A 25,323-nucleotide genomic window follows, 5' to 3' on the forward strand; every position below is an offset into this window, starting at 1 on the left:
CCAGTCAGGGACGTTGCCCATCAGTGATCACCCTGATCGCAACCCCGACCTCTCCCTGAGAGACGCGGCTTGGTACTGCCGCCACATTGGAAGTCCGCCGACATCTCGATCGCGCCGGACGTGCTCAGCCCGTGCTGGTCCAGCTGCTCGATGCGTCCGGCGTCGAGGTCCGGCTCACGTGCTGTCGTCGCCGTTGGCGAGGATGGTGTGGGCGGCTCCCAGGAGCCGTGCGCAGCGTCGGGTCATGGTCTCGGGTGACTGTTCGGGGTGGTTGATCCACCAGCGGACCAGGGCGGTGCACAGGCCGCGCCATGCGTGTTTGAGGGCGTCGGCGTCGAGCGGGTCGCTGGCTCCGGCGGTGTGCAGGAGGTCGGCGGTGCCGGTCGCGGCGAGGTCGTCGATGGCGTCGCGGAAGTAGGCCGCGCGACGGGCGGCGTCGCTGTCGGGTGGCAGCGAGGGGTCGTAGAGGACGAACCACGCCTCGCGCTGTCCGTCGAGTGCGGTGAACAGGGCGTTCAGTACGCGCAGGGGCGTGGGTGGTGCGCCGGTGTCGTGTTCGGCCATCGCGGCGCGGATGGCGCCCAGCAGTTGGTCGCCGACCGGGTTGAGGCAGGCGAGGTAGAGGTCCTGCTTGCTGCCGAAGTACTGGTGCAGGAGCGGTTTGGTGACGCCGACGCGGGTGGCGATGGCGGCCACCGTGGTGGCGTCGTAGCCGTGGTGGCCGAACTCCTCGGTGGCCGCGGCCAGGACCTGTCGTTCGCGCGCGGCCCTCGGTACGCCCTTGGTGCCGGCCCTGGAGGAGAGCGTTGTCATGCAACCAGATCTTACCTTAGGGTAATTTACCGACGGGTAAATTCCTTGGACCCCGCTGGAGCGCACGCATGTCTGCCACCGCGACCGACCCCCGTACCTCCCGCGCCCGCTCCTGGTGGGGCTGGGGCTACGCCGACGCCCACCCCGACGACGCCGAATGCGCCGCGCTGGGGGCCATGCTGCCGGGCACCCTGGCCCGCCCGCTGCCGATCCCCCGCATCGCGGACCTGCCCATCGGCCGTCCCGCCGCGACGCCCCCGCCCTCCCTGGCGCACCTGGTCACCGCCGACCCGCAGGCGCGCGCCGCCCACGCCATGGGCAAGGCCTACCGCGACGTCATCCGGGCCCTGCGCGGCCGGCCCGGCCGGATCCCCGACCTCGTCGCTCACCCGACCGGCGACCAGGACGTGGCCGACCTGCTCGACTGGGCCGGCGAGCACGGCGTGGCCGTCATCCCCTTCGGAGGCGGCTCCTCGGTCGTCGGCGGCGTCGAGTACCGAGGCGACACCCACCGCGCCGTACTGTCACTCGACCTGACCTCGATGGACCGCGTCCTGGAGATCGACACCACCAGCCGCTCAGCCCGCATCCAGGCCGGAACCCTCGGCCCCGTACTGGAAGACCAACTGCGGCCCCACGGCCTGACCCTGCGCCACTTCCCGCAGAGCTTCGAGTTCTCCACCCTCGGCGGCTGGATCGCCACCCGGGCCGGCGGCCACTACGCCACCGGCCACACCCACATCGACGACTTCGTCCAGTCCCTGCGCGTGGTCACGCCCGCGGGAGCCGGCACGTCCTGGCGCCTGCCCGCATCCGGCGCCGGACCGTCGCCCGACCGGTTCTTCATCGGATCCGAAGGCACGCTCGGCGTCATCACCGAGGCGTGGATGCGCCTGCGGGAACGCCCGCGCCACAAAGCCTCCGCGTCCGTGGCCTTCACCGACTTCCACCGCGCGCTGGACGCCGTGCGGGCCATCGCCCAGTCCGACCTCGCCCCGGCCAACTGCCGCCTGCTCGACCCCGGCGAGGCGCTGCTGTCCGGTGCCTCCCACGACGGCTCCGCCGTCCTGGTCCTGGGCTTCGAGTCCGCGACCTCTCCCGTCGACGACCGCCTCGCGGCCGCCGTGGACCTGGCCCGCACCCACGGTGGCCGGGGCGAGACGGCTGCGGCGGACGGCGACGCCCCGGCCGACGCGGCCGTGGGCGCGTGGCGTTCGGCGTTCCTGCGCATGCCCTACCTGCGCGACGGACTGGCCCGCATGGGCGCCGTCGTCGAGACCTTCGAGACCGCCGCCACCTGGGACACGATCCCCGTCCTGATCGACGCCGTCCGCACCGAGGTCGGCGCCGCCGCCTCGAAGGCCACCGGACACCCCGCCACCATCAACTGCCGCCTCACCCACGTCTACCCGGACGGCGCCGCCCCCTACTTCACCGTGGCCGTCGCCGGCCGGCCCGGTGGCGAGGTCGAGATCTGGGACGACATCAAGGCCATCGCGGCCGACGTCCTGCACCGCCACCACGCCACCATCACCCACCACCACGCCGTCGGCCGCGACCACCGCCCCGGCTACGACCTCCAGCGCCCGGAGCCCTTCGCGCTGGCGCTGCGTGCCGCCAAGGACGCCCTGGACCCCCACCGCATCCTCAACCCCGGCGTCCTGCTCGACTGAAAGAGCGGCGGTGATCGGGCGAGGGGGGCAGCAACTGCTGCAACGACCTTCCCACGCAGGTCCTCCGGCGGCGAAACACGGGTGAACCACGGCATCTCCACTTGGCCGACCGGACGGCCGCAGCACCGATTCGCCGGTGACCCGGCCGGGTAACTCACCGCCCTGTTGGTCGTGCTGCTGCCGGTCCTGGCCGGTCCGCTCCTCGTCGGTGCGCGGATACGTGGCCTACCGGCGGCCCGTGGTCAGCCAACCGCTCACGGCCACTCTGGCCGGTGCCGCGGTCCTGGTCGCCGTGAGAGGAGGGACTTTCTTGCGCCACCCTCTTGCGTGGTGTCATGTACGGGTCCAGACTCCGGCTTGCAAACACGCGTGCACCTTGCGCGAACGTCCTTCACCCCCACCACCGGGCGTCCCCGGCTGCTTGAAGGGATGTTCAGTGCCACGCTTCACACTTGACCAAAGACGCCGCTGCGCCGCTGTCACCGGGAGTGCGGCCGCGATCAGCGTAGCGACCTGGAGCGGCGAGACGGATCGAGCGAAGCCGATGGTGCCGGCCGGGAGCGCGGTGAAGGGGATCAGCCACCGGACATGAGAGCGCCGCTTGCGGCGCGTCCTCCACGCGGATCGGGGCCGCTGTCGCGGCTGCGCGTCGCGGACCGGGAGTGACGCGCAGCCGCCGGCCGGTGCCACGAAGGCCGCGCGGAAGGTCCTGGCACCACCCGCGCCACGTCGCGCTCTCACCGGATTCGGCTCTGTCGTGCGGCAGCGGTCGCACCGGGAATCACACCGTCCTGCATCACCAGCATCTGGCACACCCGTTCACACAGTTATGAGGAGCAGTATGTCCAGATCCAGACCGGCAAGAGGAAGAAGACCCCTGCTGATCGGCGTCATGGCCGCGACCATGACGTTCGCCACCCCGGCCTTCGCCACTCCCTCGTTCGCAGCCGCCGCTGCCGCGGCGCCCCACACCGCTGCCCCCGCCCTTGCCCAGGTAAGCAGCGATCCGTACACCGACTCGCAGGCCCAGCACGCCACCGAGGTGGAGCCGGACACCTACAGCTTCGGCAGCACCGTCGTCGCCGCCTTCCAGGTCGGGCGCGTCTCGGGCGGCGGGGCGTCCAACATCGGATGGGCGACCTCCACCGACAGCGGACAGACGTGGACGCACGGCTTCCTGCCCAGCTCCACCACGAACACCGGCGGCCCGTACTCCGCCGCCAGCGACGCCTCCGTGGCCTACGACGCCAAGGACGGAGTGTGGATGGTCTCGTGGCTGGGCATCGGCTCCGGAAACAACGTCGATGTGGAGCTGAGCCGTTCCACGGACGGCGGCCACAACTGGAGCGCCCCGGTCACCGTCTCCACCGGCACCTTCGACGACAAGAACTGGACGGTCTGCGACAACCACTCCGCCAGCCCGTACTACGGCCACTGCTACACCGAGTACGACGACGCCAACGCCGGCGACGCCGAGCACATGAAGACCTCGACCGACGGCGGTGCGACCTGGGGCGCGCAGCAGAGCCCCGCCGACAGCCCGAGCGGACTCGGCGGGCAGCCGGTCGTGCAGCCCAACGGAACCGTCGTCGTACCGTTCTCCTCCGCCACCGAGGACAGTGAACGCGCCTTCATCTCCACCAACGGCGGCAGCAGTTGGGGCTCCAGCGTGCAGATCGCCACCGTGTCGCACCACCCGGTGGCCGGCCTGGAGGACGCCGCCGCCGACATGTCGCGGCTGGACACGCTGCGCGAGGGACCGCTGCCGTCCGCCGAGATCGACGCCTCCGGCCGGGTCTACGCGGTCTGGTCCGACTGCCGCTTCCGCACCAGCTGCACCAGCAACGACATCATCATGTCGACCTCGACGAACGGCACCTCGTGGAGCTCGCCGGCCCGCGTGCCGATCGACGCGGCCAACAGCTCCGCCGACCATTTCGTGCCCGGTATCGGTGTGGACCCCAGCAGTTCCGGCACCAGCGCCCGCATCGCGCTGACGTACTACTACTACCCGGACGCCTCCTGCACGGACACCACCTGCCAGCTCGACGCCGGCTACGTCTCCTCCGCCGACGGTGGCGCCACCTGGACGACACCGACCCAGCTCGCCGGCCCCATGACGCTGGCCTGGCTGCCGAACACCACGCAGGGCAGGATGTTCGGCGACTACATATCCACGTCCGTCCTGTCCGGGGGCAACGCCGTCACCGTCATCCCCGTCGCCCATGCCCCCAGCGGCAGCACCTTCGACGTGGCGATGTACGCACCGACCGGCGGCCTGCCGATCGGCAGCGGCCAGCCTGGCGGCAACACCGTCACCGTCACCAACCCCGGTGACCGGACCGGTACCGTCGGCACCGCGGCGAGCCTGCAGATCGCGGCGACCGACTCCTCCTCGTCCGCCAAGCTCACCTACAGCGCGACCGGCCTGCCGCCCGGCCTGACCATCGCCTCCACCAGCGGCCTGATCTCCGGCACACCCACCACCGCCGGTACGTACCACGTGACCGCCACCGCGACCGACGACACGAACGCCACCGCCTCCACCACCTTCACCTGGACCGTCAACCCGGCCGGCGGCGGAACCTGCACCACCACCGGCCAGAAGCTCGGCAACCCGGGCTTCGAGTCCGGCACCACCGTGTGGTCCGCCAGCTCCGGTGTCATCGGCCAGTACGGCTCACAGGGAGAGGCCCCGCACAGTGGTACGTGGGACGCCTGGCTGGACGGCTACGGCAGCTCCCACACCGACACTCTCTCGCAGTCCGTGACCATCCCCGCCGGCTGCAAGGCCACCCTCAGCTTCTACCTGCACATCGACACCGCCGAGACGACGACCTCGACCGCGTACGACACACTCACCGTCAAGGCGGGCGGCACCACTGTGGCGACCTACTCCAACCTCAACGCCGCCACCGGCTACAGCCAGAAGACCTTCGACCTCTCCTCCCTCGCCGGGCAAACCGTCACCCTCACCTTCACCGGCACCGAAGACAGTTCCGCCCAGACCTCATTCGTCCTCGACGACAGCGCCCTGACACTCAGCTGACCCGGCCAACTACCCCCCGTCCGCGGAGGGCTGGCTGCGCGGCAGCGGCAATGAGCGTCAGCGCGGCCGTGGTCTGTATCGCTCACGGTGTGCTGTACGCCGACACGTCCTCCTACCGGCCTTCGTCCTGTGCTGACATCCGTTTTGGCATGTCAGCACAGGCGCGAGCCGTCTTGCTGCCGCGAACAGGGCTCGTGTCCGTCAGCGTTGACTGCCGAGGAAGTCGGCCGGCGTCGTGCCGTGCGAACCCGCCGACGCGGTCCTGACGGCGGCGAGGACGGTACAACGGCGGCTGCGCCATCTTCCGCCCAGGGTGGGGTACTTCCTGTTCGCCATGTGCCTGTTCCCTGAGGTCGGCTACCGGCCGGTCCGTGACGAGTTGACGGCTGGTCCGGCCTGGAGGCGGGCCGCCCGCTCCTGCCCGTACGGCACTGTGTCGTTCGACGGCTCGCAGAGGGTTCCCGACAGCGGACGCACCCAGGCCTGGCTGGTGCGGACATCTCATCACGGCTGCCTCACACCGGAGTCGATGATGCTGGTCGAGACCGGCAGTGCGTCGCGCCTGCTGCACGTGCTGGGGCCGGGCATGCTGCCAGGGGAAGACATCTACGGACGTTGACGCTCGCCGCACCGACCTGGTCTGTGACCGCACCCGTCCGGTCAACCGCCTGCGGGCTCAGCGATGAGAGGTCTTTCCCGCTCTGCAGCGCGCGCTGACCCTGACGAATCAGGGGCGCCGTCACGCCGCTGACTGTCCGTCAGATACCTGCTGCGAGCTGGCGGGCGGTCGGGGCGGCTCCGGCGGCTGAGGCTCAGCACACAGCACTGCCCGGCGAGAAAATCACGGTTCCCCACCCCCATCGAAGATCCGTATGGATACCTTCACGGGCACCCGGCCCCGCGTCACCAGCTCATGACCGCGCCGGTACGGTTCTCGCCGCCCATAGGCTAGGTCTGCTAGGTGACGACTGGGGTGAGTAAGAACTCCTGACGAAATGATCTCCGAGGCGGTTGGGACACTTCGGGGCCATTGATGCTGCGCCGTTAGTTGAAGGGGCCCGGCGCGCACGCTCCTTGCCTGACACCCCCGGTTCAACGCCGTCAAGTGGGACTACAGCGGGCGAGGCGATGGTCGTGGAAGCGGAGGTTGGAGCGGGGGGCCCTGAGCTGCTCGTCAACAGTGCGGCTGTGGTGGCGAGTTGGCGGATGCGCTGCTTGGAGATCTCGGCGTGGGCGGCCTTGGGTCCTTACTCGGCGCTCGCTGGACTCGCCTGTGCGGGGAGGCGTGTGTCGGTGCGCCCCCGGGCCCCGGAGACCAGTGTGGCGCAGGGGCCGGGGGCATCTGCTCAGCTGCTGCTCGTGCCTGTAGCGGGATTCATCCCTGGCAGACGCCACGTGCGTAGTCGAACGTGGCCGTCGCCTGCGAGTACTGCCACTGCGGCGCGAGCAGGTTCGCCTTGAGCTGGGTCGCGGCGTCGGGGCTCTCCACCACGTAGCCGAAGTCCTGGAGCCAGGACGGGTAGAGGTTTTTCGAGCCGATGTAGAAGGCCGAGTCGTCGACCGACACCAGCTTGTGGTGTTGGGCGTAAGGGTGGCCGTCGGCCCACTTGGCGCTGTCCGAGCTGCGGAAGGTGGCCAGTTGGAGGGTGGAGCACATCGTCGTGCGGGCGGTGTTCTTGTCGCCGGTGAGCAGGGCGAGGCGGTCGCGCAGGGTGTCGCTGATCTCCGAGAGGGACCTGATCTGTGAATAGCCGCCGCTGCCGACCGCGCCCCGGTTGGCGGGGTCGCTGACCACGATGCGCACCTTCACGCCCGCGGCCATCTTCGCGGCGAGGGCGTCGTAGAGCCTGATGTCGTAGCGCGGCAGCGGCGGGCAGGTGGCGTTGAGGTCCTGCTGGGAGATCTCGATGTGGTCGCGGGCGCTCGCGACGAGGGCGCGCAGGGCGCTCTCCTCGGGGTTGACGGTGTCGTAGTCGCGGTCGGCGTTGGTGTTGTCGTGCAGCCCGACGACACACTTGGTGTCCGCGGCGGTGGGCAGGGTCGGGCTGAACCTCGACGCCGGGTCGCTGTTCTTGATACCGACGCCGAGACCGCCGACGGCGATCACGGGGACGTCCCCGCTGGGGCTCGGGGTGCCGGTGTCCCCGGCCAGCGACGGTATGCAGCCCGCACCGTTCGACGAGGCGAACCAGACGCTGGCGATGTTCGACTTGTTCGCGCATGTCCAGGACCACAGCGTGTCCAGGTACTTGCCCGCGGACTTCGCGGCGGGCCCGGTCAGCGCGAGGTCGACGTCCGTCACCGGGTGGGCGGTGTCGAGGTAGTCGTTCTTCCAGCCGTTGATGCCGCCGGTGACGACGGACTGGTTGTCGACGACGAGCAGCTTGGAGTGGTTCCAGGAGAACGCGGTCTTCGAGGTGGTCATCGATGCCACGTTCAGCGTGATGTCCTCGGCCGCCTTGCCCAGCTTGGCGGTCAGTTCGTCACGGTATTTGGCCGGCATCACATTGAGGTGGTAGATCGGCGCGGCGCCGACGAGGATGCGGACCTTCAGCTTGTTGCCCGCGGCGGCCGATGCCTTGAGGCCGTCGACGATCGCGTCCTGAAAGGCCCCGTCAGGGAACGGTGCGAGGGAGGATATGTCGACGGTGTGCGTGGCCTTGGAGATGTTCTCGGTCATCTTGGCGAGCAGCCGCTTGGTGCCGGGACGATTGGCGCACTTGTCGTCGCCCCAGCAGCCGGGGGTCTGGAGCAGCCAGTCCGAGGGGTCGGCCGTCGAGGAGTCGAACCGGTTGCCCGCGGTGCGCTCCCAGACACTGCCTTCGAGGCCGGGCGAGACCTCGCGCAGCGCCTGCTCCACCGCGTCGAGGTGCGGGGTGGTCGATGGACCGGGGGAGTCCGCGAGGGCCGGAGCGGCGGGCAGCCCCGCGAGGACCAGAGAACAGGCAACGACGCGGCCCGTGAGACGGAAGCGACGGCGAAGCTGACGGCGGTGAGCCAATTCTTTTCGCATTCTGGCAGGCGCCAAGGGGCGCAACTTCAAGATCAACTTCTGGAGACTACCAACGACGTGAAGACCGCCAGACCGCTCGGCGGCACCGTTGGCCGGACATCGACGTGTCCAACCCCACCCTGCGGTTCCCCGCCGCCCGCCTGCAGGCCCGCCGCCGCGACCGCGGAACGCGTTGGCGCGCTTGAGCGCGGGCCGTCAGGCCCTGCTCGACCGGATCCCCGCTGACCGGCCCGGGTCAGCGTGTGCCCTGACCCGGGCCGGACGGCTCAGTGTGTGCTGACCTTGACCGTGCTTGTGACCTGAGCGGGTTCGGTGCGCGCGTCACCGCCGAAGACCGCGGTGAAGGTCGTGTTCCTGGTGACCTTGCAGGTGATGACGAGCTTGCCGTCACGATCCACCGTGGCCGCCTTCACCAACTCCTTCGCACCGCCCGCCGGTTGCGCGTATACCGAGACCTTGCGCTCCTTCCACGTCTTGCCGAGCTTGGCGGTCAGTGTGGCGTTCTTCCCCGACGTGACGGTCTTGCCGTTCCCGTCCAGGGTCAGCGTCGTCTTGTTGCGCGGGACCGCGACCGTGGCCGTGACGGTCGCGGGGGCATGCGTGTCGTCGCCGGGGTAGTGGAGGGAGTAGGTGACCGTGCCGCCCGCTTCCGGGGTGTCCTCGATCTCGAACTCGCGGTCGCGCGACAGCCACACCGTGCGGGTGCCGAGCGACTTGCCCATGGGTGAGGCGAGGTCGGTCCGCGTCACCTCGATCGGCAGGGAGTCGGGAAGCGAGGGCAGGACGAGGTCGAACTTGCCGGTCAGGGTCAGCTTCCTGTCCAGCGGGGCCTTCGCGGGCGCACTGACGCTCAGCCTGGTCACCGTCTTGGTGGCGTCGTCGAACGATCGCAGAACGAGGTTCTTCCCGCCCGCGCCGTCGCTGGTGAGGACGAACAGCTTGCTGCCGTCGGGAGCCCAGGCCAGGCCGTGCGGCTGCACGGAGTTGTAGTCGCCGGTGCTGATGGAGCGGATCGCGCGGTTGTCTCCCGGCCGGTAGACGTATGTGTCAACGCCCTTGCCGTAACGGACGCCCACGGCCAGGGCGCCGTTCGGCGCGTACTGGACGGCGTTCGGTTCGCCCTGGATGTCGAGGGTTCTGGTGTCCTTGCCGCCCGAGAGGTCGGAGCGGAGGTTCGTCACGAAGTCGTCGGTGCCGTCCGCGGTGACGATCTCCTTTCCGTCCGGCGAGACGGCGAGGTCTTCCTGGCCGCCGAGGCTGTCGGGCATGATCTGCTTGCGGTAGGCGCGCCTCTGCGCCGTGCCGGAGGAGACGTCGTAGACGGCGAGTTCCTCCGGGGAGCGGTCCTTGTTCCCCGCGACGAGGACTCCCTGAGCGGTGGTCAGCTGCGGTGCCGACTCCCAGGGCACCCCGCCCGACTGGTTCAGCGTGACGACCGGCTTGACGCCGGAGAGGTCGAGAGAGCCGATGTTGCCACCGCCCTGGGCGTACGCGCCGTAGCTGAACCAGAGCTTGCCGCCGGCGGAGGCCAGGTCCAGCGGAGCGGTGTGCGGGCCGGTGGTGTAGCGGGCGGTCTCCTTGAGCGTGACCGTGTCGACGGCGGAGATTGCGTCGGCATCGGGCAGGGCTATGTAGAGCGTCGACGAGTCCTCGCTCAGCGCCATTCCGGTGCCGCTGGTCTCGCCGGTGATTCGGCCCACGGTCTTGCCCGTGTAGTCGGCGACCACGACGGAGTTGGTCTTCGGGTCGCTGATGAAGACGGAATGGTGGACCCCGTCCACCACCATCTCGCCCCGCGGCCAGTCCGCCGAGATCGGCAGAGTCGTACGGCTGTCCGCGGCGGCGGTCTCAGTGCTGGCCCCGGCGAGGCATACGGAACCGAGCAGGATGGCGAGCCCCGCCGTGCCTGTGGTGGCGGCTCGAGAATTGGTATGACGAACACGCATGGTCTTGCGTTCCCCGTTCACAATGTGCCCGGCCGGTTCTGCAATGGCCGGTATCGGTCGTTGACGAGGATATGTCATGTCTGGCGCACGGGTGCGACCCGTTCCCCGCGCTCATGGGCCATTTCTGCCTGGTCGGAGATGCTGCCTGGCCTCACTCGGCGCGCCGTCCGACGCGGAGGACGCTCAGATAGCGGCGTGATGCTCGGTCGTCCATCCGTGTGCGGATGCGCTCGGCGATGGCGTCGAGCAGGGGCTCACGGACGTCCCGTTCGAGCCTCCGGTACAGCGACGTCGAGCGAAGGAGATCGGCGAAGCCGTCCCCGTTGAACCACTGAACGGTCGGGTACCAGCGCACGATCGTCGGACCGAACAGTCCTCCGGGGTCGTCGACCAGGCCCCAACCCTCGTTGGTGGTGCGCACGTCGTCCTCCAGCGGTGGATGACCCCAGCCGGGGTTCCCGGGGCAGAACCGCTCGTGGAGATCGGCGGTCTCGGCGTAGACCTCCGGCTCTCCCGGCTTGCGGACAACGACGTTGCCGAGCAGCGCCATCCAGCCTCCGGGATGGAGCACGTCGTACGCTCGCCGCCAGCCGATCGACAGGTCGACCCAGTGCCACGACGACGCAGCCACGAGGGCGTCGAAGCGTCGGCCGCGGTCGTCCCACTCCTCAAACGTCGACGTCTCGACTTCGACGTTGCGGAAGGTGGCGATCCGCTGGCGGGTGAGTGCGGCCATGGCTGCCCCGGGTTCGACGGCGGTCACCGAGCAGCCGAGCGCTGCCAGTGAGCGCGTCGCCTGACCGGTACCACAGCCCACTTCCAGCACCGACGACCTCTCGTCCAAGCCGGTGATGGCGCCAAGGTCCGCGAACAGTTCCTCGGGGTATCCCGGGCGGACCCGGTCGTAGAGCTCCGGCACCTCGTTGAACACTCGGCCGAGGCCGTGTCGATTCGGGGGCGCCTTCGGATCGTCGGTCACGAACGCACAAACTATGGGGCCGGTCCATGGAGACGCCACTGGTTTCCCGGCAGCCGCTGGCGTGCCGGAGGCGTGTGGTGGAGCCGGTTCGCCCGACACCGACGCCGTCCAGGCCTGTGGCCATGACGATGCGGGCGCCGGCGCGGTGTCCTGTGAGGGAGCTGTACGCGACGTTGCTGTAGTTGATGACGACTGAGCTGGCCGTCAAAGGTGAGGGCGGGCAGGCCACCACAGACGTTGGGAAAGTTCCCCGGTGGCGCTGGGTGCGGCGGGCGCCGGTGGCTGGTCCGGGCGCCCGCGGGAAGGGTATCGGCTCTGGTCGGGCGGGTCAGGGGAGGGCAGGCACCGGCATGGGGGTGGTCGGGTTGGCGGGTGGGGTGAGGCGGTCGGCTCCCTCTGGTACGGGGACGGCGTTGAAGACGGCGTCCTGCTGGGCCTGGAGTTCCTTCTTGCGCGCCGGGGGAGTGGAGGGCAGGCGCTGTTCTTCGTAGAGCAGGTGGGTGACTTCCTGGGCGTGCTTGCTCTCGGGGGTGTGGAACTGGATCTCGAAGAGCTGGCCCGAGCGCGGGGCGCGCCAGCCGGTGTTGAGGCCCTTGTAGCCGCTGGTACGGCCCCAGGTGTTGGACCACTTGGTGCTGTGGTTGCCCCAGGCCGTGAGGAGGGTGGAGGCGCGGGTGACGCCGGTGGTGTAGGTGGTGTCGGGCAACTGGAGGGTGTAGCGGACGGCATCGGTGAGCCGGGCCAGGACGGTGTCCACGTTCTGCCCGGGGTCGTCCTTGAGGGAGGTGGCGACCTTCCGCTTGAGCGAGTCCGCGGACTTCAGCCGGTGGTCGAAGCCGACCAGTACTGCGCCGGAGACCAGGGCCGCGGTGCGCACGTCCGTGCTGATGGACTGCTCGGCCTGGCGGGCGTCGTTGAGGTAGGCGTCGACCTTTGCGTTGTCGGTGCTGTTCAGTGTGAGCCCGCCGGCTCCTTTCCAGCCGTCGTCGTCGGCCGCGACCGCAGGGCAGGTAGTGAGGGTGAGGGCCGCGGTGAGCGTGGCCGCCAGCAGGCCCTTGCTGAGAGAGGAGGTGGTGGTGACCGTCATAGAGTGTCCGCCTTCACGCCGGTGGGATGCGTTGTGTCAGGCACAACCGCCGGGACAGGGGGCGGGTTACTGGCGCAGGTGCGGTGGTGCGGCTCCGCGACCGGTCTTGTCCGTGTGTGCGTCGGCGCCGTCTTCGTCACAGCCAGGCGACTGACATAGCGGTCCCGAGGGCACGGGCCCGGACGGCGATATCTCTCGGGTGTGGCTCGGGTGTGGCTCTTCCGTAGTGAGATCGCCGGTCAGGCCGTGAGCTCGTAGTCGCGCTGGTCAGTGGCCGCGCGGATGCGTTCGATCTCCCGGGCGGTGCGGGAGGGCCCAGTACTCCTCGCAGTGGTTGTTGCTGATGAGGTGTCGGCAGGCTCCTTCAATCACCCCGCTGGCGATCGGCCAGCCCTTCGCCAAGGCCTGCGGCGGGTCCGTGGCGGTGTGGAAGCAGCGGGCAGCGGCCCACAGCTTGTCGATCGCGTGGACGGTGTCGAGGACGATACCGACCTTCACGTTCCGCCGCCGCGCCTCGTCCTGGATCAGCTGCAGCTGGTGGGCGGACGCCGTCCACCAGCACGATCCAGGGCCGCAGGTGCTGCGGGTCGCGGGCCTGTGCCTGGTCGAACGCGGCCGCGATGGCCTCGGCGAGGTCGTGGGCGAGCGAGCCGTCAGCCACTTGTTGCGGGCCACCGGGCCCGGTCGAGGGGTGTGGCGGCCAACTGCGGCCGCCGGGCGGGGCGATCACGTCGTGGACCCGGCGGCGGGCCGGGTGGGCGTCGCAGACCATGGTGAGGGTGGTCATCCGCTTGCGGTTGTTCTTATCGCAAGGAGCGTGCCAAGCGCCGTGAGTTCGTGTCGGACCGCGCGGCCGTTGCGGGCGGTACCGATCAGTCGTGCTTCGCGGAGAGCGGCCGCGTGCGTGGAGGGCGCACCGGGGCTGATACCCAGCTGGCCGGCCAGCTCGCTGGTGCTGAGCGGATGGGTGAGGACACGCGCTGTGTGGGTGCTCGGGTACTGCCAAGGACCGGGGCGGGCGCGTCTTCGTCTGATGCAGCGGGCAGGATCGGCATGCCCGGACCGGCTGGGTAGACCACCAATATCGGGTGCTCCTCGTTGTCGGCGACCAACGGCGCCACGGTCCAGTGGAAGGTGGGCAGCAGCAACAGGCCTCGGCCGCCCGCCATCACATGTCGGCGATAGGGCGCGGGCAGCTCCCCGTCCGGACAGGAAGCCTGGCCTACGAACACCACGCACGCCAGGCTGAACGTGTGCCGCCGGACCGGTTGCGCCCCACGTTCTTCCCGGCCACCAGGCCTACGGTGCGAGCGTGATCGAGGCAGCCCCGGCACATCAGGAACCGGATGCTGCAGGGAAGTTGCCGTGCAGTCATCACCGGTGTGGGTACGGCCGCGGCCACGGTGATCCCGCCCGGCGGTGGGGACACCGTGGCCCTGCAGAAGGTGGCGACCGGCAAGTGCATCGAGGACAGCAACCACGGTCTGCGCGGCTTCGGCTGCCAGGACCCGAACGGCCCCTACGCCGGCTTCCAGCAGTTCTCGCTCGAATAGCACGGAGCGGCCGGCCAGGACCGCCTTGAGAGATGTGGCCGCCCATTTGCGCGCACCCCGCGCAAGCGGGCGGCACGCTTAGTGGTCGGCTCCGGAAGCCCTTCGGGGGTTGATCAGGAGGCCGGGGCAACAGAGGATTCTTTTTGTCGGCCGGTGGGTGTGTGCGCCGGTCGAGTCGGCCCAGCACATCGTCCAGGTCGGTGGTGGTGAACTTCCACTGGAACGGCTGTGCCGTGGCGTTGTAGCGGTCTTCGAAGGCGCGAAGCCGGTTCCGGACCTGGGACAGGTCCGTGAAGTCGTCGGGTTGGATGACCTTTCGCTGAATGAATGGAGAAGAAGATCTCCATCTGGTTCGTCCAGGAGGCGTGGACAGGGGTGTGGACCATCACCGCGTTCGGAAAGGCCCTGGTGAGACTGTCGATGGCCTTCTTCCCTCGGTGGGAGGAACCGTTGTCGACGATCCGGAAGACACGTCTGGCGCTCGCGTAGGGCTCCTGGGCCATGAGCTGGGTGACCAGGTCCATGAAGGGCACGACTCCGGTCTTCGCTCGCAGCAGCCGAAGACCTTCGCGCGGTGGACGTCGTAGGCGGCCAGGTAGGCTGGCGCTCCGCCGCGGCCGTATTCGTCATTGACCCGCATCGCTCGGGCTTGGCCCGGGACAGGGTCGGATGGCAGCGGCAGCGGGCTTGGACGGAGGTCTTCTCGTCGCTGGAGACGACGTACTCGTCCGGACCGAGCGGCGCACCCTCGAACGTACGGGCGTACAGGTCAAAGACACGCCGGGCTTTGGCGCGGAAGTCCGGGTGCGGATGAAGATCCAGGACCGGTACTGCCAGGGCTTGAGCACGTCCTCGCGCAGCCAGCGGCGCACCGAGGACGGGGAGACGGTGTCGGTGATCCCGTGTGCGGCCAGCTCCGGGCAGGACCGGCGCGAAAGAGGCGCACCCGTCTCGGCTGGCGACTGGCAGGCCAGAGCCTTGGTCTCGGCGATCTGTACGGGGGTGAAGCGGGCCGGGCACCCCGAGCGTCTACGGTCGGCCAGGGCCGACAGGCCGCCGTGGGCGAACCGGTCGCGCCAGGCACGAACCGTGTCCGGGTGCAGGCCGGTCTCGTGTGCGATGCGTGCGTTGGAGCGCCCCCGTGCCGTGTGCAGGACGATCTGCGCACGGCACCGTAGCTGGTGCTCGGTCTTGTGGCCGTAGGCCATCTTCTTCAGTCGCTCGCGCTCGGCGGTGGTCAGGACGATCGGGCAGGCCAGGGCAACGGGCATGACAGGCAGGCCGATCGGGAGACGCGGAACACGACGGGTCGCAGCCCGCCGGGCCTGCGCCAATATCCAACAGAACTCAGCCTTCCGTGACCGCCGACTCGATCAGGGACAGCGTCTGGTTGTCCGCGTCCACGTCTGCGCGGATGCCGAGAGGCAGCGGCAGGTTCGGCGAGGTGTGACCGAAGTCGACCTGCGCGAGAACCGGAATGTCACGTCCAGCCAGGACATCGAGTACCACGTCGCGTAGACCTGCGCGCCCTCCGCCGCCCTCGTGTGGCGTGACCTCGGTCGGGATGCCGACCACCATGCCCGCGATCCGGTCCAGCACACCGGACAGCCGCAAGGTATGCAGGTCGTTCCAGATCCGCGAGACCGGCCGCTGCAGCTCCTCCCAGAACAACACGGCGCCGTCGAACCGTTCGGCGGCCGGCGCGAACGGTGTCGCCTGCAGCAGGACCAGGCGGTTCAGCAAACCGCCGAACAGTGGTCCCTGCGCGCGGCCCGGCCGCCAGGTTTCCCAAGCCCCCATCGCGGGCAGCACGCCCGGCGCCTCGGCCTTGGTGAGCACACGGGTGTAGAGGTCGACGAGCTCGGAGCGACGGGCCTCGTCGCCCAGCGTGTACCAATCGCCGCCGAAACCGTGGGTGGCGATGTCGGCGTGGAAGCCGACGAGGCCGGTCTTGGCGTACAACGCCATGTGCAGCAGCGAGATATCGCTGTAGCCGAGGATCGGTTTCGGGTCGGCCCGGATCGCGTCCAGATCGATCAAATCAAGATAGCCAATGGTCGTCTGTCCACCGGTATGCGCGATGATGGCCCGCACTTCCGGGTCCCGGAGCAGACCATTGAGTTCGTCGGCCTGCTCCGCCGGAGTGCCCGACGCCCACCAGCGACTCCGCGCCGGGTTGACCATCGGGCTGACCCGCACGCGGAAACCCATCCGCTCAAGTATCGCCACACCGCGGGCGAGCAGTGGTTCCTCACCGGGTTCAAGCTGGCCCGAGGGTGCGGTAACGACCACGAGGTCGCCGGAACGTAGCGCGCGGGGCCGAAGGATCGCAGGCATGGGGTCTTCTCCTTGTTGATCAACAACGGCGAGGAACAAGGTCCGTGCCGCCGATATTCCGCCTCCCCCGACGTGATCAAGCCGAGCCCCGAAACCCCGGCTGGGCCCACCGATCGCCTCCACGCGGACAAGTCAGGAAGGGCGAGTGCCGATGACGTGTTCGTCGGCCCCCCGAGGACTCCTTCGACTGCGCCTCCAGCCCCACTTCGCCGCCCCAGACCACTAACGGATCGATGCGGAATCGGGCCCCGATGTCAACCCCGAAGGATTTCCGAAGCCGACCACTTAGGCACCCTTGCTGCGACATGCGCAACGCCAATGGAGCGGCCCCGCCCGATCATCGACCAGGCGGGGCCGCATCCGCGTCAGCGCCCGGGCACGGGACAGGCCTGGATGGCCCTTGGAGTGCGGGCGCGGCCGGTGCGCTCGGGGCCGGGGAGGCCGGTGACCTTGAGCGGGGCCGTCATCGCGGTGACGTCGTGCGCGGTGGCGACCGGCAGGTCGGCGTCGTGGAAGAGGCGGAACATCGCCTCGACGTTCACCAGCAGACGGCAGGCCCACGCGCGGGAGCGCAGCGCCTGGTGCTCATGCGCGCTGAGCGCGGACAGGGTCCGCGGGCGCGGGGAAGTACGCCATGATCACCCCTCTACGGTCAGCCGCACAGGATGTGGCTGATCTCGTAGGGGGTCTGCTCGGCCAGGCCCAGCAGCGACTCCAGCAGGCCGTCCCACAGTTCATCGACTCATCGACCTTCGGCGATCCTGCTTCGTGCGCGTTGTTGGGGTCTGCCGAAGGCGTCGAGGCGTGGGTGGAGGCGGCTCTGCAGCACTCCCGAAGTCCGCCACGAAGCTGTGTCCGAAGCGGCTCCCGATCCGGTTGGCGAGATCGACACGGGGCAGGTCGTGAAGCGGCTACGGGAACTGCACGGGCGGGGCGGTGACCCGGTCTCCGGCGGTCCGCCGCTCGCCACCGACGGCCGGGTCTACGGGGTCGTCCTCGCCCGGTCGGAATCCGATGTCTCCGCCGGATACGGGCTCACCGCACGGCAGGTCGCGGCGGACGCCGCACGGGCCGCATCCACCACGGTTCCAGTCGGCACCGGCAATCGGGGCCGCGCGTTGACGGGTGGCAACGTGGTCGCTCGCTCGCAGCCATTCACGGAGTGGTGTCACAAGATGACGCGTTACGTTCATCATGTTGTCACCTTCGTGCGGGCCGGCACCGGCAGTGTGACCCGTGCAAGGCGGTTGACGGAGAGGCGCTGGAACGTGACGGTGTGGTGGCGTGAAACGGTGACCGGGTGGCGCTCAAGGACATGGGTGCCGGTGCTGGCCTGGGCGGTGACGCGAGCCGTACTGCTGCTGACGCTCTTCGGCGCCCTGCGCTTCCCTGGTGACGATGTCCGCCCCGACGTGGTCATCATCTACCACGGCTGGTACGAACGGCTGCTGACCGGCAGCTTTCCGATCGGCGACGTCACCTGGCAGTACCCGCCCGCCGCGGCGGCGGTCTTCGTCGCCCCGGCACTGCTGCCGTTCCTGACGTACTCGCACGCCTTCTACCTGCTCGCCTGCGCCGCCGACGCGACGGTCCTGGTGATGCTGTTGCGGGCCGGGCGGGCCCACGGCCGGGGCCTGGCCGGCGCATGGCTGTGGGTCGCCGGGGTCGCCGTACTCGGCCCGCTGGCGCTGGCCCGCTACGACGTGATGGTCACCGCCCTCGCGGTCGCCGCCCTGCTTGCCGCCGCACGGCACCCTCGGGTGGCGGGCGCGCTGGCCGGGATCGGCGCGCTGGTCAAGGCCTGGCCGGTGCTCCTGCTCGCCGGTGCGCGGCCGGGCCGCACGACCCGCCGTTCCTGGGGGGCGGCGCTGGTCACCACTGTCGGCGTCAGCGCCGCGTTCCTGGCGTTCACCCGGGGACCGTTCGCGTTCGTCACCGAGCAGCGTCAGCGCGGCGTCGAGATCGAGTCGTTGGGCGCCCTGCCGTTTCATGTCCTGCGCTGGCTCGGTATGTGGCACGGCACCTCCCGGCTGCACTACGGGTCGTTCGAGTTCCTCGGCCCGTATGTGCCCGCTGCGGCCCGGATCGCACTGGCCGGCGCGGTGCTGGCCTTCTGCTGGCTGGTCTGGTGGCGGGTCCGCGCCCGCACTTTCAGCGACGCCGTGCTCTACGACGCGGCGTTCGCCGCGGTGCTGGTCTTCGTCACCACCAGCCGGGTGATCAGCCCGCAGTACCTGATCTGGCTGCTCGGCCTCGGCGCGGTCTGCCTGACCGGCCGCTCCACCGTCCAGCGCCGGCCGGTGCTGCTCATCCTGGCCGCGTGCTTCTTCACGGTGCTTGAATTCCCCGTCGGCTTCGGCCAGGTCGTGCGCAGCGATCTGCCGGGCATAGTCGTACTGCTGATCCGCGACGGGCTGCTGCTGGTGGCGACGGTCTCGGCCTGTCGCCGGCTCTGGCGCAGTACGGCCTCGCAGCCGGAGGCGACGCCTGACGACGTGCCGTCCCCGGACACGGACTACGCGGCGGCACCTACGGGTTGAGCCTCCCAGGGCCAGGCGCGTCGGCCCTCGCCCCAATGGATCCATGCCTCGGGTTCGGCACGCACATGGCGGTTCACGGTCCTGGACAGCTCCGTCTCCATGGCTCTTCGACCAGGCCGTTTACGGGCACGGCGAAGCTGGTCACACAGGTGACCGGGACGACGTTGCGCGGCGCCTTGAACGTCGCTCGCCGAAGACCGGCATTCAAGCGATCCGGCCAAAGAGCGTGCTGCTCCACGCACTTGCCGAGACCACAGGGCCCCGTGCAGCACCTGCCGTCCCACGGTGAGGATCGAAAGCGCGCGAGAGGACCGTTCTCCTGTGGCAACGCGGGGGCCGGAGCGGGGGCTTGATGCCACGAAGCCAGAGTCGGGTGAGGATGGTGAGGACACGGACGCGTACTCGGCGTGGTGGCGCTGTGTGCGGCCGCCAGGCTGATCTGGGGCGATGTGCCGAATGACCGGCGGACCGCGCGACGAACCATCGGCAGGCCGACCGGCGATCCCCTCCATGGCGGATTGTGGAGGGCCGCGCGCAACACCCAGAAGGGAGTTCGACGCCGACAGCTGCGGGATGGGCCAGGGATTGCAGGCGCTCGCACCGGTGACCCATGGCAAGGGCATCACCTTCGACAACAAGGTCATGACGGTCTCTGTCGAGTGTCCGGCTGGTTCACCTCGGCAGGCCGTGGGGAAGACCGGTACCCCGGGGCGCAGAACCCAGATCCCGGACCGCAAGAGCGCCTTCGGCACAGGCATGGGCTCAGCGATGCCCGGCCCTGTCTGGCGCCCCAACGGCCCGCAGATGTGGCCCAACCAGGAACCCGGCATCACCCAGGTGCGATTCGGCGACCGCCTGGAGCAGTTGCGGCAGTTAGTCGATCTGCTGGACGGACACGCGCGATCCGTCGGCCGCGGGCTTCACCACGACGGGGCCGGAAGCAGCGAGTTGCTGCACCCGCTGAGGCCGTTCCTACGGGCCACAGCGCGCACTCGGCAGCCGGAAGCCCCGCCACTGCGAGCACTGCCTGGGCGCGTCCCTTGTGTCAGGCAGCCGCGCACGCGGCGAAGCGGGTGCCCTCTCCGCCCTGGCCACTGCCCCGGGCCGCCCGCCGAGGGACGGGCTGTGACACAGGGCTCCTGTGACTCCGCGCACTCTCTCTTGACCGGAAAGGGAGTATTTATCTAATTTCCCACGGCATGACCCCCCAAGACCCGACCCCCGAGATACCGCACCGGAACGAGCCAGCTCGGACGCCGGACGGCACCGCGCCGCCCGCGCTCGTCAGCTTCGACCTCGACTTCACCGCCCACGAGATCGAACGGCGCGCCCAGGTCCTCGCCGCCCTCGGCCCGGACTGGGACCCCATCGAGGCGCTTCGCGGTGAGGAGCAGGCGTACGACCTGCTGTACTCCGGTCTGGACGGTGAGCAGCAGCGCCTGTACGACGACCTGGTCACGGCGGGGGTGCTGCCGCGGCGCGCGGGCAGCGACGGGCGTGGCGGCAGCGACAGGTGTGACGGCAGCGACGGCGATGGCCGTGCTGCCACTTGATCCACAGGCGGATCCCGGCCGCCGCGCGTGGGCGGCCTGTCCGAACTGCGCCGACGAGCGCGGCTGCGAGCCCTGCGCGGCGCGCCGCAGCTGCGCCGCACACTGGCGCTATCTACTGTCGAGCACCGGCAGCCTGCTCTGCCTCCAGTGCCCGGCCTGCGCCCACGTCTGGGTGCACGACAGCGGCTTCGGCGCGACCCGCTCCCCGCTCTAGGGGTGTCGTCACATCGGGGCGGGCGGGCTCTCGCTGAGTAGCCGTGAACCGTCCGGTCTTCAGCGGGAGTTCATAGGTTTCGCCTCGCAGCCGTCTGCCTCCTGGCTCGCCCCTCGCCTCGCGTCTTCTGCCCCACATCCACCGGCAGCCGTCATGGTCCGCGGAAACCGTGATCCGCAGCTTCGAGTCATCGGCTCGATGAGATCGCGAGAGGACGGACATGAGGCTGCGCGGCCGCGAACGACAGGAGACGGACGACCGGCCCGAGGCTCAGGGCACACTCGGTCTCGCCGTTCGAACTGCGCGGCGTCCGGCGGCGGTACGGCCGCGGCACCGGCGCCGCGCACGCCCCGCCACACGGCACGTTCACCGCGGTCACAGGCCTGTGAGGCGCCAGCCAGTCCACGCTCTTGTAGTACGCCGCCGGCCTCGACCGGCCGCGGGGGCGAGTTCGGCACGGGTCCGGTCCACGAGACCAGGGAGTACGCGACGGACAGGTGGCCACGCGCATCCGCAAGGTCTTCCGGCTCGCAGGCCTGCTTCCCGCCTACCGGCTCTACGCGACCGTGGAGGAGGCGACGTGAGGCGAGCCAGCCCTGTGACACGGCCCCGGAAAGGACGACACCAAGAGAGATCGTCCCCGTACCCTCGACACGACGTGCAGACCGGCCGGCGAGGTCAGTCGGCGAGGTCAGCCGGCGAGCAGGGTGTCGAGCCAGTCGAAGGTGCGCTGGTGGAACAGGGAGAGCGCACCCTCGTGGCAGTGCTCGCCGGCGCCTTCGTCCTCACGGAAGAGGATCAGTTCCTTCGGGCAGGTCAGCTCGCCGAGCAGACGCTGCGGCTGCCCCTTGAAGAACTGGTCGTTCTCGGCGTCGAGGACGAGTGTCGGGCAGGTGATGCGGTCGGCGATTCCCGCCAGGGTGTACGCCTCGGTTGCCTTGACCAGCTCGTCGAAGTCGGACACACCGAAGGTCCACCGGCCGTTGCGCACCACCCATCGCACCATGGTGTTCTGCGCCATCAGCGCCTCTATGCCGCCGGGCATCGAAGCGGCTCGGCCGGCCGTCGCGGCGGCGACTTCGTGGAAGTCGTCGACGCCGTCGTGCAGCACGCACGCGGCGAGGCGGTGCTCGAAGGCGGCCGCCCTCGCGGCGAGGTAACCGCCGAGGCTCGTGCCGACCAGCACGAGTCGTTCGGCGTCCGCCTCGGGCATGGTGAGCGCGAAGTCGACGACCGGGGTGACCACGGCCTCCCAGTCCGGCCGGAAGTGCAGGCCCTGCTCGCGGACGGTGCTGCCCTGGCCGGGGCCGTCGAACGCGATGACGTTGTAGCCGCGCCGCAGCGCACCCGCGGCCAACGCCAGGTAGTCCTCCTCAAGGGTGGAGTCGTACCCCCCGTGGTAGAGCACGGTCGGGCGCCGGATGCCGGAGTCGTCGACGAGGAACAGGTAGCCGGGAAGCGTGGTGTTCTCGTACGGGATGTGCAGGGCGCGGGCTGGTGTGTCGAGCAGGGCGGCCGCGTCGGCGAACGTCTGCTGGGAGGCCTTGGCGAGCCGCGCCGATTCGGCGTCGGCGGCGGGATCCTCGCGGCGGTAGAAGTCGGCGGTCCGGTAGTAGTTGGAGGCGCGCAGCAGTGCCTCCCGGGCGCTGACTCGGTGACCGGTGGCCAGCGCGTCCCGGCCGATGCGCTCGATGCGCGCCGCCGTCGCGGCCCACTGGGCCGACCAGGCCTCCTCGTCTCCCTCGGGGATCTGCCGGCAGGTAACCAGGACCTCTCCCAGGTCGGCGCCACCATAGGCGGCGTAGCCCGCGGCACGTAGTGCCTCGAAGGAGAAGGACTCGTCGTCGTAGAGGAACTTCATCATCGGCCCCCTTCCATGAATGGAACGGAACGGGAGCGTTCCGTCTTGCCCGAAGAGTAGCACACGGAACGGGACCGTTCCGTTCGCTATGCTGGGGAGCATGTCAGTGCAGCAGAAGAAGGGCCGGCCGGCGACCGGCGGGGCGGTCCTGCGACAGCGCGTGACCGAGGCGGTCACCGAGGCAGCCTTCCTCGAACTCGCCGAGGCCGGGTATGCGCGGATGTCGATGGAGTCAGTGGCCCGTCGCGCCGGCGTGGGCAAGGCCGCGCTCTACCGGCGCTGGCCCTCGAAGCAGGCGATGGTCACCGAGTTGATCCGTAGCAAGGTCACCGACACGCTCCCGCCCACGCCGGCCACCGGAGCCCTGCACACCGACCTGCGCGAACTGCTCGCCACCTTCCGCAGCCAGCTGGCCAATCCGCTGCTTGCCCGGATCGCGGCCGGACTGCTCGCCGAGGCCAGTCACGACGACGCGCTGACGGAGGCGCTCTACACCGGAGTGACCGCACCGCGGCGGGCGGCGGCGCGCACGGTACTGCAGGGCGCGATCGACCGCGGTGAACTCCCCCCGGGACTGGATCTGGATCTCGGCACCGACCTACTGATCGCACCGCTCGCATTCCGCATCCTGGTCATACAGGGCCGCAGCGACGATGAGTACCTGGAAACGCTGACCAACGCGATCGAGGCGGCGCTGAAAGCGGCCGTCCGCTGACAACGCCGTCTCGGTTGGGGCGGAATCAAGTGGCGGCCGGAAACGTGAAAGTATCAACGGCCGCCCCTTCAGCACCTCGGAGTTCCTCGCCCGCCCGCGCCCACCGACGCTGGGCTCGAAGGAAACGGTTGACGTCCGTCCGTACGATGCCGTGGACGTCCTGGTCCGCTTCCGCGGCTACCGCGGCCGGTACATGCTGCACCGCCGCAGCCTGGAGCACGAGGGCATGGAGATGATGGCCAACTTCCAGGTGGTGTGAGGAATCTACGCAGCGCCGAGCGCCCTGCGGTCATACTCCTCGCTCGGTGTTCACGGGCTGGCGGCAGTCGAGGCTGGTGTCCCCGCCACCGCCGGTGCTCGTGCAGGCCAGAAGGTCCTCCGAGTGTCGAACCGGCGTATCCGGACAGGGCTGGATACTTGCCCCCGCAGCGCTCGCCCCGGCAGGACGCGGGGGCGAAAGGGATTGTCGACGGCGGTGTGGTGGCCGGGGCAGCGGCTGGCGCCGGCCGGGCGGCGTCAGAAGGGGGCGGCCCGCTCAGATTCGGGCAACTGCTGCCAACGGCGCATGTCATCCCCGTCCCTGGTCCGTCTACCCCTCCCCGTTGGGCGGGGAAAGGCATCCGTGCGGTCACCAGGGACAAACCTGGCATTGGATGCTTCACCCGTCTGAAAGTGGCGTGCCGATGGTCGTCGCGCGAGGGAAGAAGACGCGGAGGGGCATGAGCAGTCCGGCCAGCGACAGAATGATGAAGACCACTTGGTGCACATGGTCCTTGCCGGGCGGCAGCCCGCCCACCAGGTGCGCGATCCAGAAGACCGGATAGAACCACTGCACGTACCAGGCCCACCGCTCCCCGCGGCGGAACGGTACGAGAGTGATCAGCAGACCGAACAGGCCCATACCGGTTGCGGCCACTCCGTCGGCGCGCATGAGCTGTTCGTTGCCGGACCCAGGAGCCACAGCGGCGACAACGCCGAAGGCCAGGATGCCGACACCCACGATCGCCAGGCAGATCCACGCTGCCTTCAGACGCACGCTTTCGTGCCGCATACGGGATCTGTACCCGCTTCGAGGGGCGCGGCACGCCTTTCTCCTCGTCGTTCGTGGACACCTGCAAGTCCAGGCGGCAGCGATCAGCGGCCTGGTGGGCCATTTGCGGCAGCCGGTGCGTGACGTGTGCCGTGTCCACATCCGGGCGGCATACGTCCGTCCGGGGTGAGCGGCGTGATGACCGGCGCCGCAGCGCGCATACTCGTCGCGTCCCCAACTCCCGTCTCCAGAGCCGATACGACCATGTCCTTGTTCAGCAAGCGCCGTGGGCCCGGCACGCGGCCCGTCACGGCCAGATCAAGGTCGACAGGCAGGTGATCCCCACCCGCCGGGGGAACGGCAGCCGCTGGGCCCTGCGCCCGGAGTTCACGCACCTGTACGGCCGTACTGGGCGCACCTGCGACCTGCGGCCCACCAGCCTTCGCCAGGCCCGGCTCCTGACGCAGCACCCCGAAACCGACCGCCAGCGAGGCGTGGTGGCGGAGTCGGCCGTGGGCGTCGTATGCGGGCGGCGTTCGACATGGGAGGCGGGGGCGAGGGTGAAGCCGATGACCGTGCCGCCGTGGGTGACGGCGACGGCGTGCGCGATGGCCAGGCTCAGCCCGGAGCCGGGCAGGCTGCGTGCGCCGTCGGCGCGGTAGAAACGGTCGAAGACGCGGGGCAGGTCGGCTTCGGCGATGCCCGGTCCGCGGTCGACCCCACGCGCTTACCGGTCCGGACAGGCCCGTACGACGGCGTCGTCGGCCTCGATGCGGATCTCCTGGCCGGTGCGGCGCCGGGCGAGGGCGGCCGAGTCTTCGGCCAGGGCGCCCAGGTTGTCGGTCTATACGGTCCAGAAGAGCCACGTTCGTCCGCAACGAGGTGAGCGGCGTGCGCAGTTCGTGCCCGGCGTCCTGCACAAGGCGCCGCTGCACCTCCTCGGAGACGGCGACCGTGAAG

Annotated in this window: 21 protein-coding genes and 1 pseudogene; 10 read left to right on the forward strand and 12 right to left on the reverse strand. The window is 69.7% G+C overall.

The genetic code is table 11. From position 1 onward, the window contains the following. Positions 1–174: 174 nt before the first annotated feature. Positions 175–813 (reverse strand): TetR/AcrR family transcriptional regulator, encoded by a 639-nt coding sequence (locus tag ACFC8N_RS34100; protein WP_376292529.1) that lies wholly within the window; start codon positions 811–813, stop codon positions 175–177. 68 nt (positions 814–881) lie between these two features. Between ACFC8N_RS34100 and ACFC8N_RS34105 the strand changes: the two genes are divergently transcribed. The 3 genes from ACFC8N_RS34105 to ACFC8N_RS34115 all read left to right on the forward strand — a co-directional run bounded on the left by ACFC8N_RS34105 (position 882) and on the right by ACFC8N_RS34115 (position 6,154). After that, positions 882–2,486: an FAD-binding oxidoreductase gene (locus tag ACFC8N_RS34105; protein WP_376292532.1), complete on the forward strand. Its 1,605-nt coding sequence runs from the start codon at positions 882–884 to the stop codon at positions 2,484–2,486. A gap of 841 nt (positions 2,487–3,327) precedes the next feature. Further along, positions 3,328–5,535: a putative Ig domain-containing protein gene (locus ACFC8N_RS34110; protein WP_376292534.1), complete on the forward strand. Its 2,208-nt coding sequence runs from the start codon at positions 3,328–3,330 to the stop codon at positions 5,533–5,535. Between the two features lie 235 nt (positions 5,536–5,770). Continuing rightward, positions 5,771–6,154, forward strand: a complete 384-nt coding sequence (locus ACFC8N_RS34115) for a transposase domain-containing protein (protein WP_376292536.1) — start codon at positions 5,771–5,773, stop codon at positions 6,152–6,154. Between the two features lie 756 nt (positions 6,155–6,910). On the opposite strand, the gene ACFC8N_RS34120 is transcribed toward ACFC8N_RS34115, so the two are convergent. The 5 genes from ACFC8N_RS34120 to ACFC8N_RS34140 form a co-directional block, all read right to left on the reverse strand. After that, positions 6,911–8,536 carry a phospholipase D-like domain-containing protein gene (locus ACFC8N_RS34120; RefSeq protein WP_376292539.1) on the reverse strand — a complete coding sequence of 542 codons (1,626 nt, stop codon included), beginning with the start codon at positions 8,534–8,536 and terminating at the stop codon, positions 6,911–6,913. 278 nt (positions 8,537–8,814) lie between these two features. Further along, entirely contained in the window at positions 8,815–10,494 is a 1,680-nt protein-coding gene (locus ACFC8N_RS34125) for an Ig-like domain repeat protein (protein WP_376292541.1), read from the reverse strand. Between the two features lie 151 nt (positions 10,495–10,645). Next, positions 10,646–11,473, reverse strand: a complete 828-nt coding sequence (locus tag ACFC8N_RS34130) for a class I SAM-dependent methyltransferase (protein ID WP_376292543.1) — start codon at positions 11,471–11,473, stop codon at positions 10,646–10,648. A 328-nt stretch (positions 11,474–11,801) separates the two neighbouring features. After that, positions 11,802–12,560 carry an ATP nucleotide 3'-pyrophosphokinase gene (locus tag ACFC8N_RS34135; protein WP_376292546.1) on the reverse strand — a complete coding sequence of 253 codons (759 nt, stop codon included), beginning with the start codon at positions 12,558–12,560 and terminating at the stop codon, positions 11,802–11,804. A gap of 267 nt (positions 12,561–12,827) precedes the next feature. After that, positions 12,828–13,058 (reverse strand): hypothetical protein, encoded by a 231-nt coding sequence (locus ACFC8N_RS34140; RefSeq protein WP_376292549.1) that lies wholly within the window; start codon positions 13,056–13,058, stop codon positions 12,828–12,830. A gap of 848 nt (positions 13,059–13,906) precedes the next feature. On the opposite strand from ACFC8N_RS34140, the gene ACFC8N_RS34145 reads away from it, so the two are divergent. Further along, on the forward strand, positions 13,907–14,113 hold the full coding sequence (locus ACFC8N_RS34145) for a hypothetical protein (protein ID WP_376292551.1): 207 nt from the start codon (positions 13,907–13,909) through the stop codon (positions 14,111–14,113). A gap of 327 nt (positions 14,114–14,440) precedes the next feature. Further along, entirely contained in the window at positions 14,441–14,602 is a 162-nt protein-coding gene (locus ACFC8N_RS34150) for a hypothetical protein (RefSeq protein WP_376292554.1), read from the forward strand. A 137-nt stretch (positions 14,603–14,739) separates the two neighbouring features. Here ACFC8N_RS34150 and ACFC8N_RS34155 read toward each other — a convergent pair whose 3' ends face one another. The 3 genes from ACFC8N_RS34155 to ACFC8N_RS34165 all read right to left on the reverse strand — a co-directional run bounded on the left by ACFC8N_RS34155 (position 14,740) and on the right by ACFC8N_RS34165 (position 16,992). Then, a complete protein-coding gene (locus tag ACFC8N_RS34155) occupies positions 14,740–15,384 on the reverse strand; it encodes a helix-turn-helix domain-containing protein (protein WP_376292557.1) in 645 nt (214 codons plus the stop codon). Positions 15,385–15,460: 76 nt separating this feature from the next. Continuing rightward, positions 15,461–16,450, reverse strand: coding sequence for an LD-carboxypeptidase (locus tag ACFC8N_RS34160; RefSeq protein ID WP_376292560.1), 990 nt, complete (start codon positions 16,448–16,450; stop codon positions 15,461–15,463). Between the two features lie 365 nt (positions 16,451–16,815). Then, positions 16,816–16,992, reverse strand: a complete 177-nt coding sequence (locus ACFC8N_RS34165; protein ID WP_376292562.1) for a hypothetical protein — start codon at positions 16,990–16,992, stop codon at positions 16,816–16,818. A gap of 777 nt (positions 16,993–17,769) precedes the next feature. Here ACFC8N_RS34165 and ACFC8N_RS34170 point away from each other — a divergent pair. The 3 genes from ACFC8N_RS34170 to ACFC8N_RS34180 all read left to right on the forward strand — a co-directional run bounded on the left by ACFC8N_RS34170 (position 17,770) and on the right by ACFC8N_RS34180 (position 20,757). After that, on the forward strand, positions 17,770–18,990 hold the full coding sequence (locus ACFC8N_RS34170; protein ID WP_376292564.1) for a glycosyltransferase 87 family protein: 1,221 nt from the start codon (positions 17,770–17,772) through the stop codon (positions 18,988–18,990). A gap of 1,199 nt (positions 18,991–20,189) precedes the next feature. Beyond that, positions 20,190–20,543 carry a DUF6400 family protein gene (locus ACFC8N_RS34175; RefSeq protein ID WP_376292566.1) on the forward strand — a complete coding sequence of 118 codons (354 nt, stop codon included), beginning with the start codon at positions 20,190–20,192 and terminating at the stop codon, positions 20,541–20,543. Beyond that, positions 20,524–20,757, forward strand: a complete 234-nt coding sequence (locus tag ACFC8N_RS34180) for a hypothetical protein (RefSeq protein WP_376292568.1) — start codon at positions 20,524–20,526, stop codon at positions 20,755–20,757. Before ACFC8N_RS34175 ends, ACFC8N_RS34180 begins: the two co-directional genes overlap by 20 nt. Positions 20,758–21,448: 691 nt before the next feature. Here ACFC8N_RS34180 and ACFC8N_RS34185 read toward each other — a convergent pair. Next, positions 21,449–22,621, reverse strand: coding sequence for an alpha/beta hydrolase family protein (locus tag ACFC8N_RS34185; RefSeq protein ID WP_376292570.1), 1,173 nt, complete (start codon positions 22,619–22,621; stop codon positions 21,449–21,451). Between the two features lie 103 nt (positions 22,622–22,724). Here ACFC8N_RS34185 and ACFC8N_RS34190 point away from each other — a divergent pair, with 103 nt between their 5' ends. Continuing rightward, on the forward strand, positions 22,725–23,333 hold the full coding sequence (locus tag ACFC8N_RS34190) for a TetR/AcrR family transcriptional regulator (RefSeq protein ID WP_376292572.1): 609 nt from the start codon (positions 22,725–22,727) through the stop codon (positions 23,331–23,333). 109 nt (positions 23,334–23,442) lie between these two features. After that, on the forward strand, positions 23,443–23,592 hold the full coding sequence (locus ACFC8N_RS34195) for a multicopper oxidase domain-containing protein (RefSeq protein WP_376292779.1): 150 nt from the start codon (positions 23,443–23,445) through the stop codon (positions 23,590–23,592). A gap of 399 nt (positions 23,593–23,991) precedes the next feature. Here the strand turns inward: ACFC8N_RS34195 and ACFC8N_RS34200 are convergent, their stop codons facing one another. Both ACFC8N_RS34200 and ACFC8N_RS34205 read right to left on the reverse strand, forming a co-directional pair. Next, the gene (locus ACFC8N_RS34200; protein ID WP_376292574.1) at positions 23,992–24,384 is read right to left on the reverse strand and encodes a hypothetical protein; all 393 of its coding nucleotides are present in this window, start codon (positions 24,382–24,384) and stop codon (positions 23,992–23,994) included. A gap of 286 nt (positions 24,385–24,670) precedes the next feature. Then, positions 24,671–25,316 (reverse strand): annotated as a pseudogene (locus ACFC8N_RS34205) (ATP-binding protein); the annotation flags it as partial. Between the last annotated feature and the right edge of the window lie 7 nt (positions 25,317–25,323).

Source organism: Streptomyces sp. NPDC055966, from assembly GCF_042269865.1.
In the GTDB taxonomy this organism is placed as follows: domain Bacteria; phylum Actinomycetota; class Actinomycetes; order Streptomycetales; family Streptomycetaceae; genus Streptomyces.

Coding starts and splice junctions, on each gene's coding strand:
- ACFC8N_RS34100 (WP_376292529.1), bottom strand. CDS start 813: ATGACAACGCTCTCCTCCAGGGCCGGCACCAAGGGCGTACCGAGGGCC.
- ACFC8N_RS34105 (WP_376292532.1), top strand. CDS start 882: ATGTCTGCCACCGCGACCGACCCCCGTACCTCCCGCGCCCGCTCCTGG.
- ACFC8N_RS34110 (WP_376292534.1), top strand. CDS start 3,328: ATGTCCAGATCCAGACCGGCAAGAGGAAGAAGACCCCTGCTGATCGGC.
- ACFC8N_RS34125 (WP_376292541.1), bottom strand. CDS start 10,494: ATGCGTGTTCGTCATACCAATTCTCGAGCCGCCACCACAGGCACGGCG.
- ACFC8N_RS34135 (WP_376292546.1), bottom strand. CDS start 12,560: ATGACGGTCACCACCACCTCCTCTCTCAGCAAGGGCCTGCTGGCGGCC.
- ACFC8N_RS34145 (WP_376292551.1), top strand. CDS start 13,907: ATGCTGCAGGGAAGTTGCCGTGCAGTCATCACCGGTGTGGGTACGGCC.
- ACFC8N_RS34150 (WP_376292554.1), top strand. CDS start 14,441: ATGGAGAAGAAGATCTCCATCTGGTTCGTCCAGGAGGCGTGGACAGGG.
- ACFC8N_RS34155 (WP_376292557.1), bottom strand. CDS start 15,384: ATGCCCGTTGCCCTGGCCTGCCCGATCGTCCTGACCACCGCCGAGCGC.
- ACFC8N_RS34160 (WP_376292560.1), bottom strand. CDS start 16,450: ATGCCTGCGATCCTTCGGCCCCGCGCGCTACGTTCCGGCGACCTCGTG.
- ACFC8N_RS34175 (WP_376292566.1), top strand. CDS start 20,190: ATGACCCCCCAAGACCCGACCCCCGAGATACCGCACCGGAACGAGCCA.
- ACFC8N_RS34180 (WP_376292568.1), top strand. CDS start 20,524: ATGGCCGTGCTGCCACTTGATCCACAGGCGGATCCCGGCCGCCGCGCG.
- ACFC8N_RS34185 (WP_376292570.1), bottom strand. CDS start 22,621: ATGATGAAGTTCCTCTACGACGACGAGTCCTTCTCCTTCGAGGCACTA.
- ACFC8N_RS34200 (WP_376292574.1), bottom strand. CDS start 24,384: ATGCGGCACGAAAGCGTGCGTCTGAAGGCAGCGTGGATCTGCCTGGCG.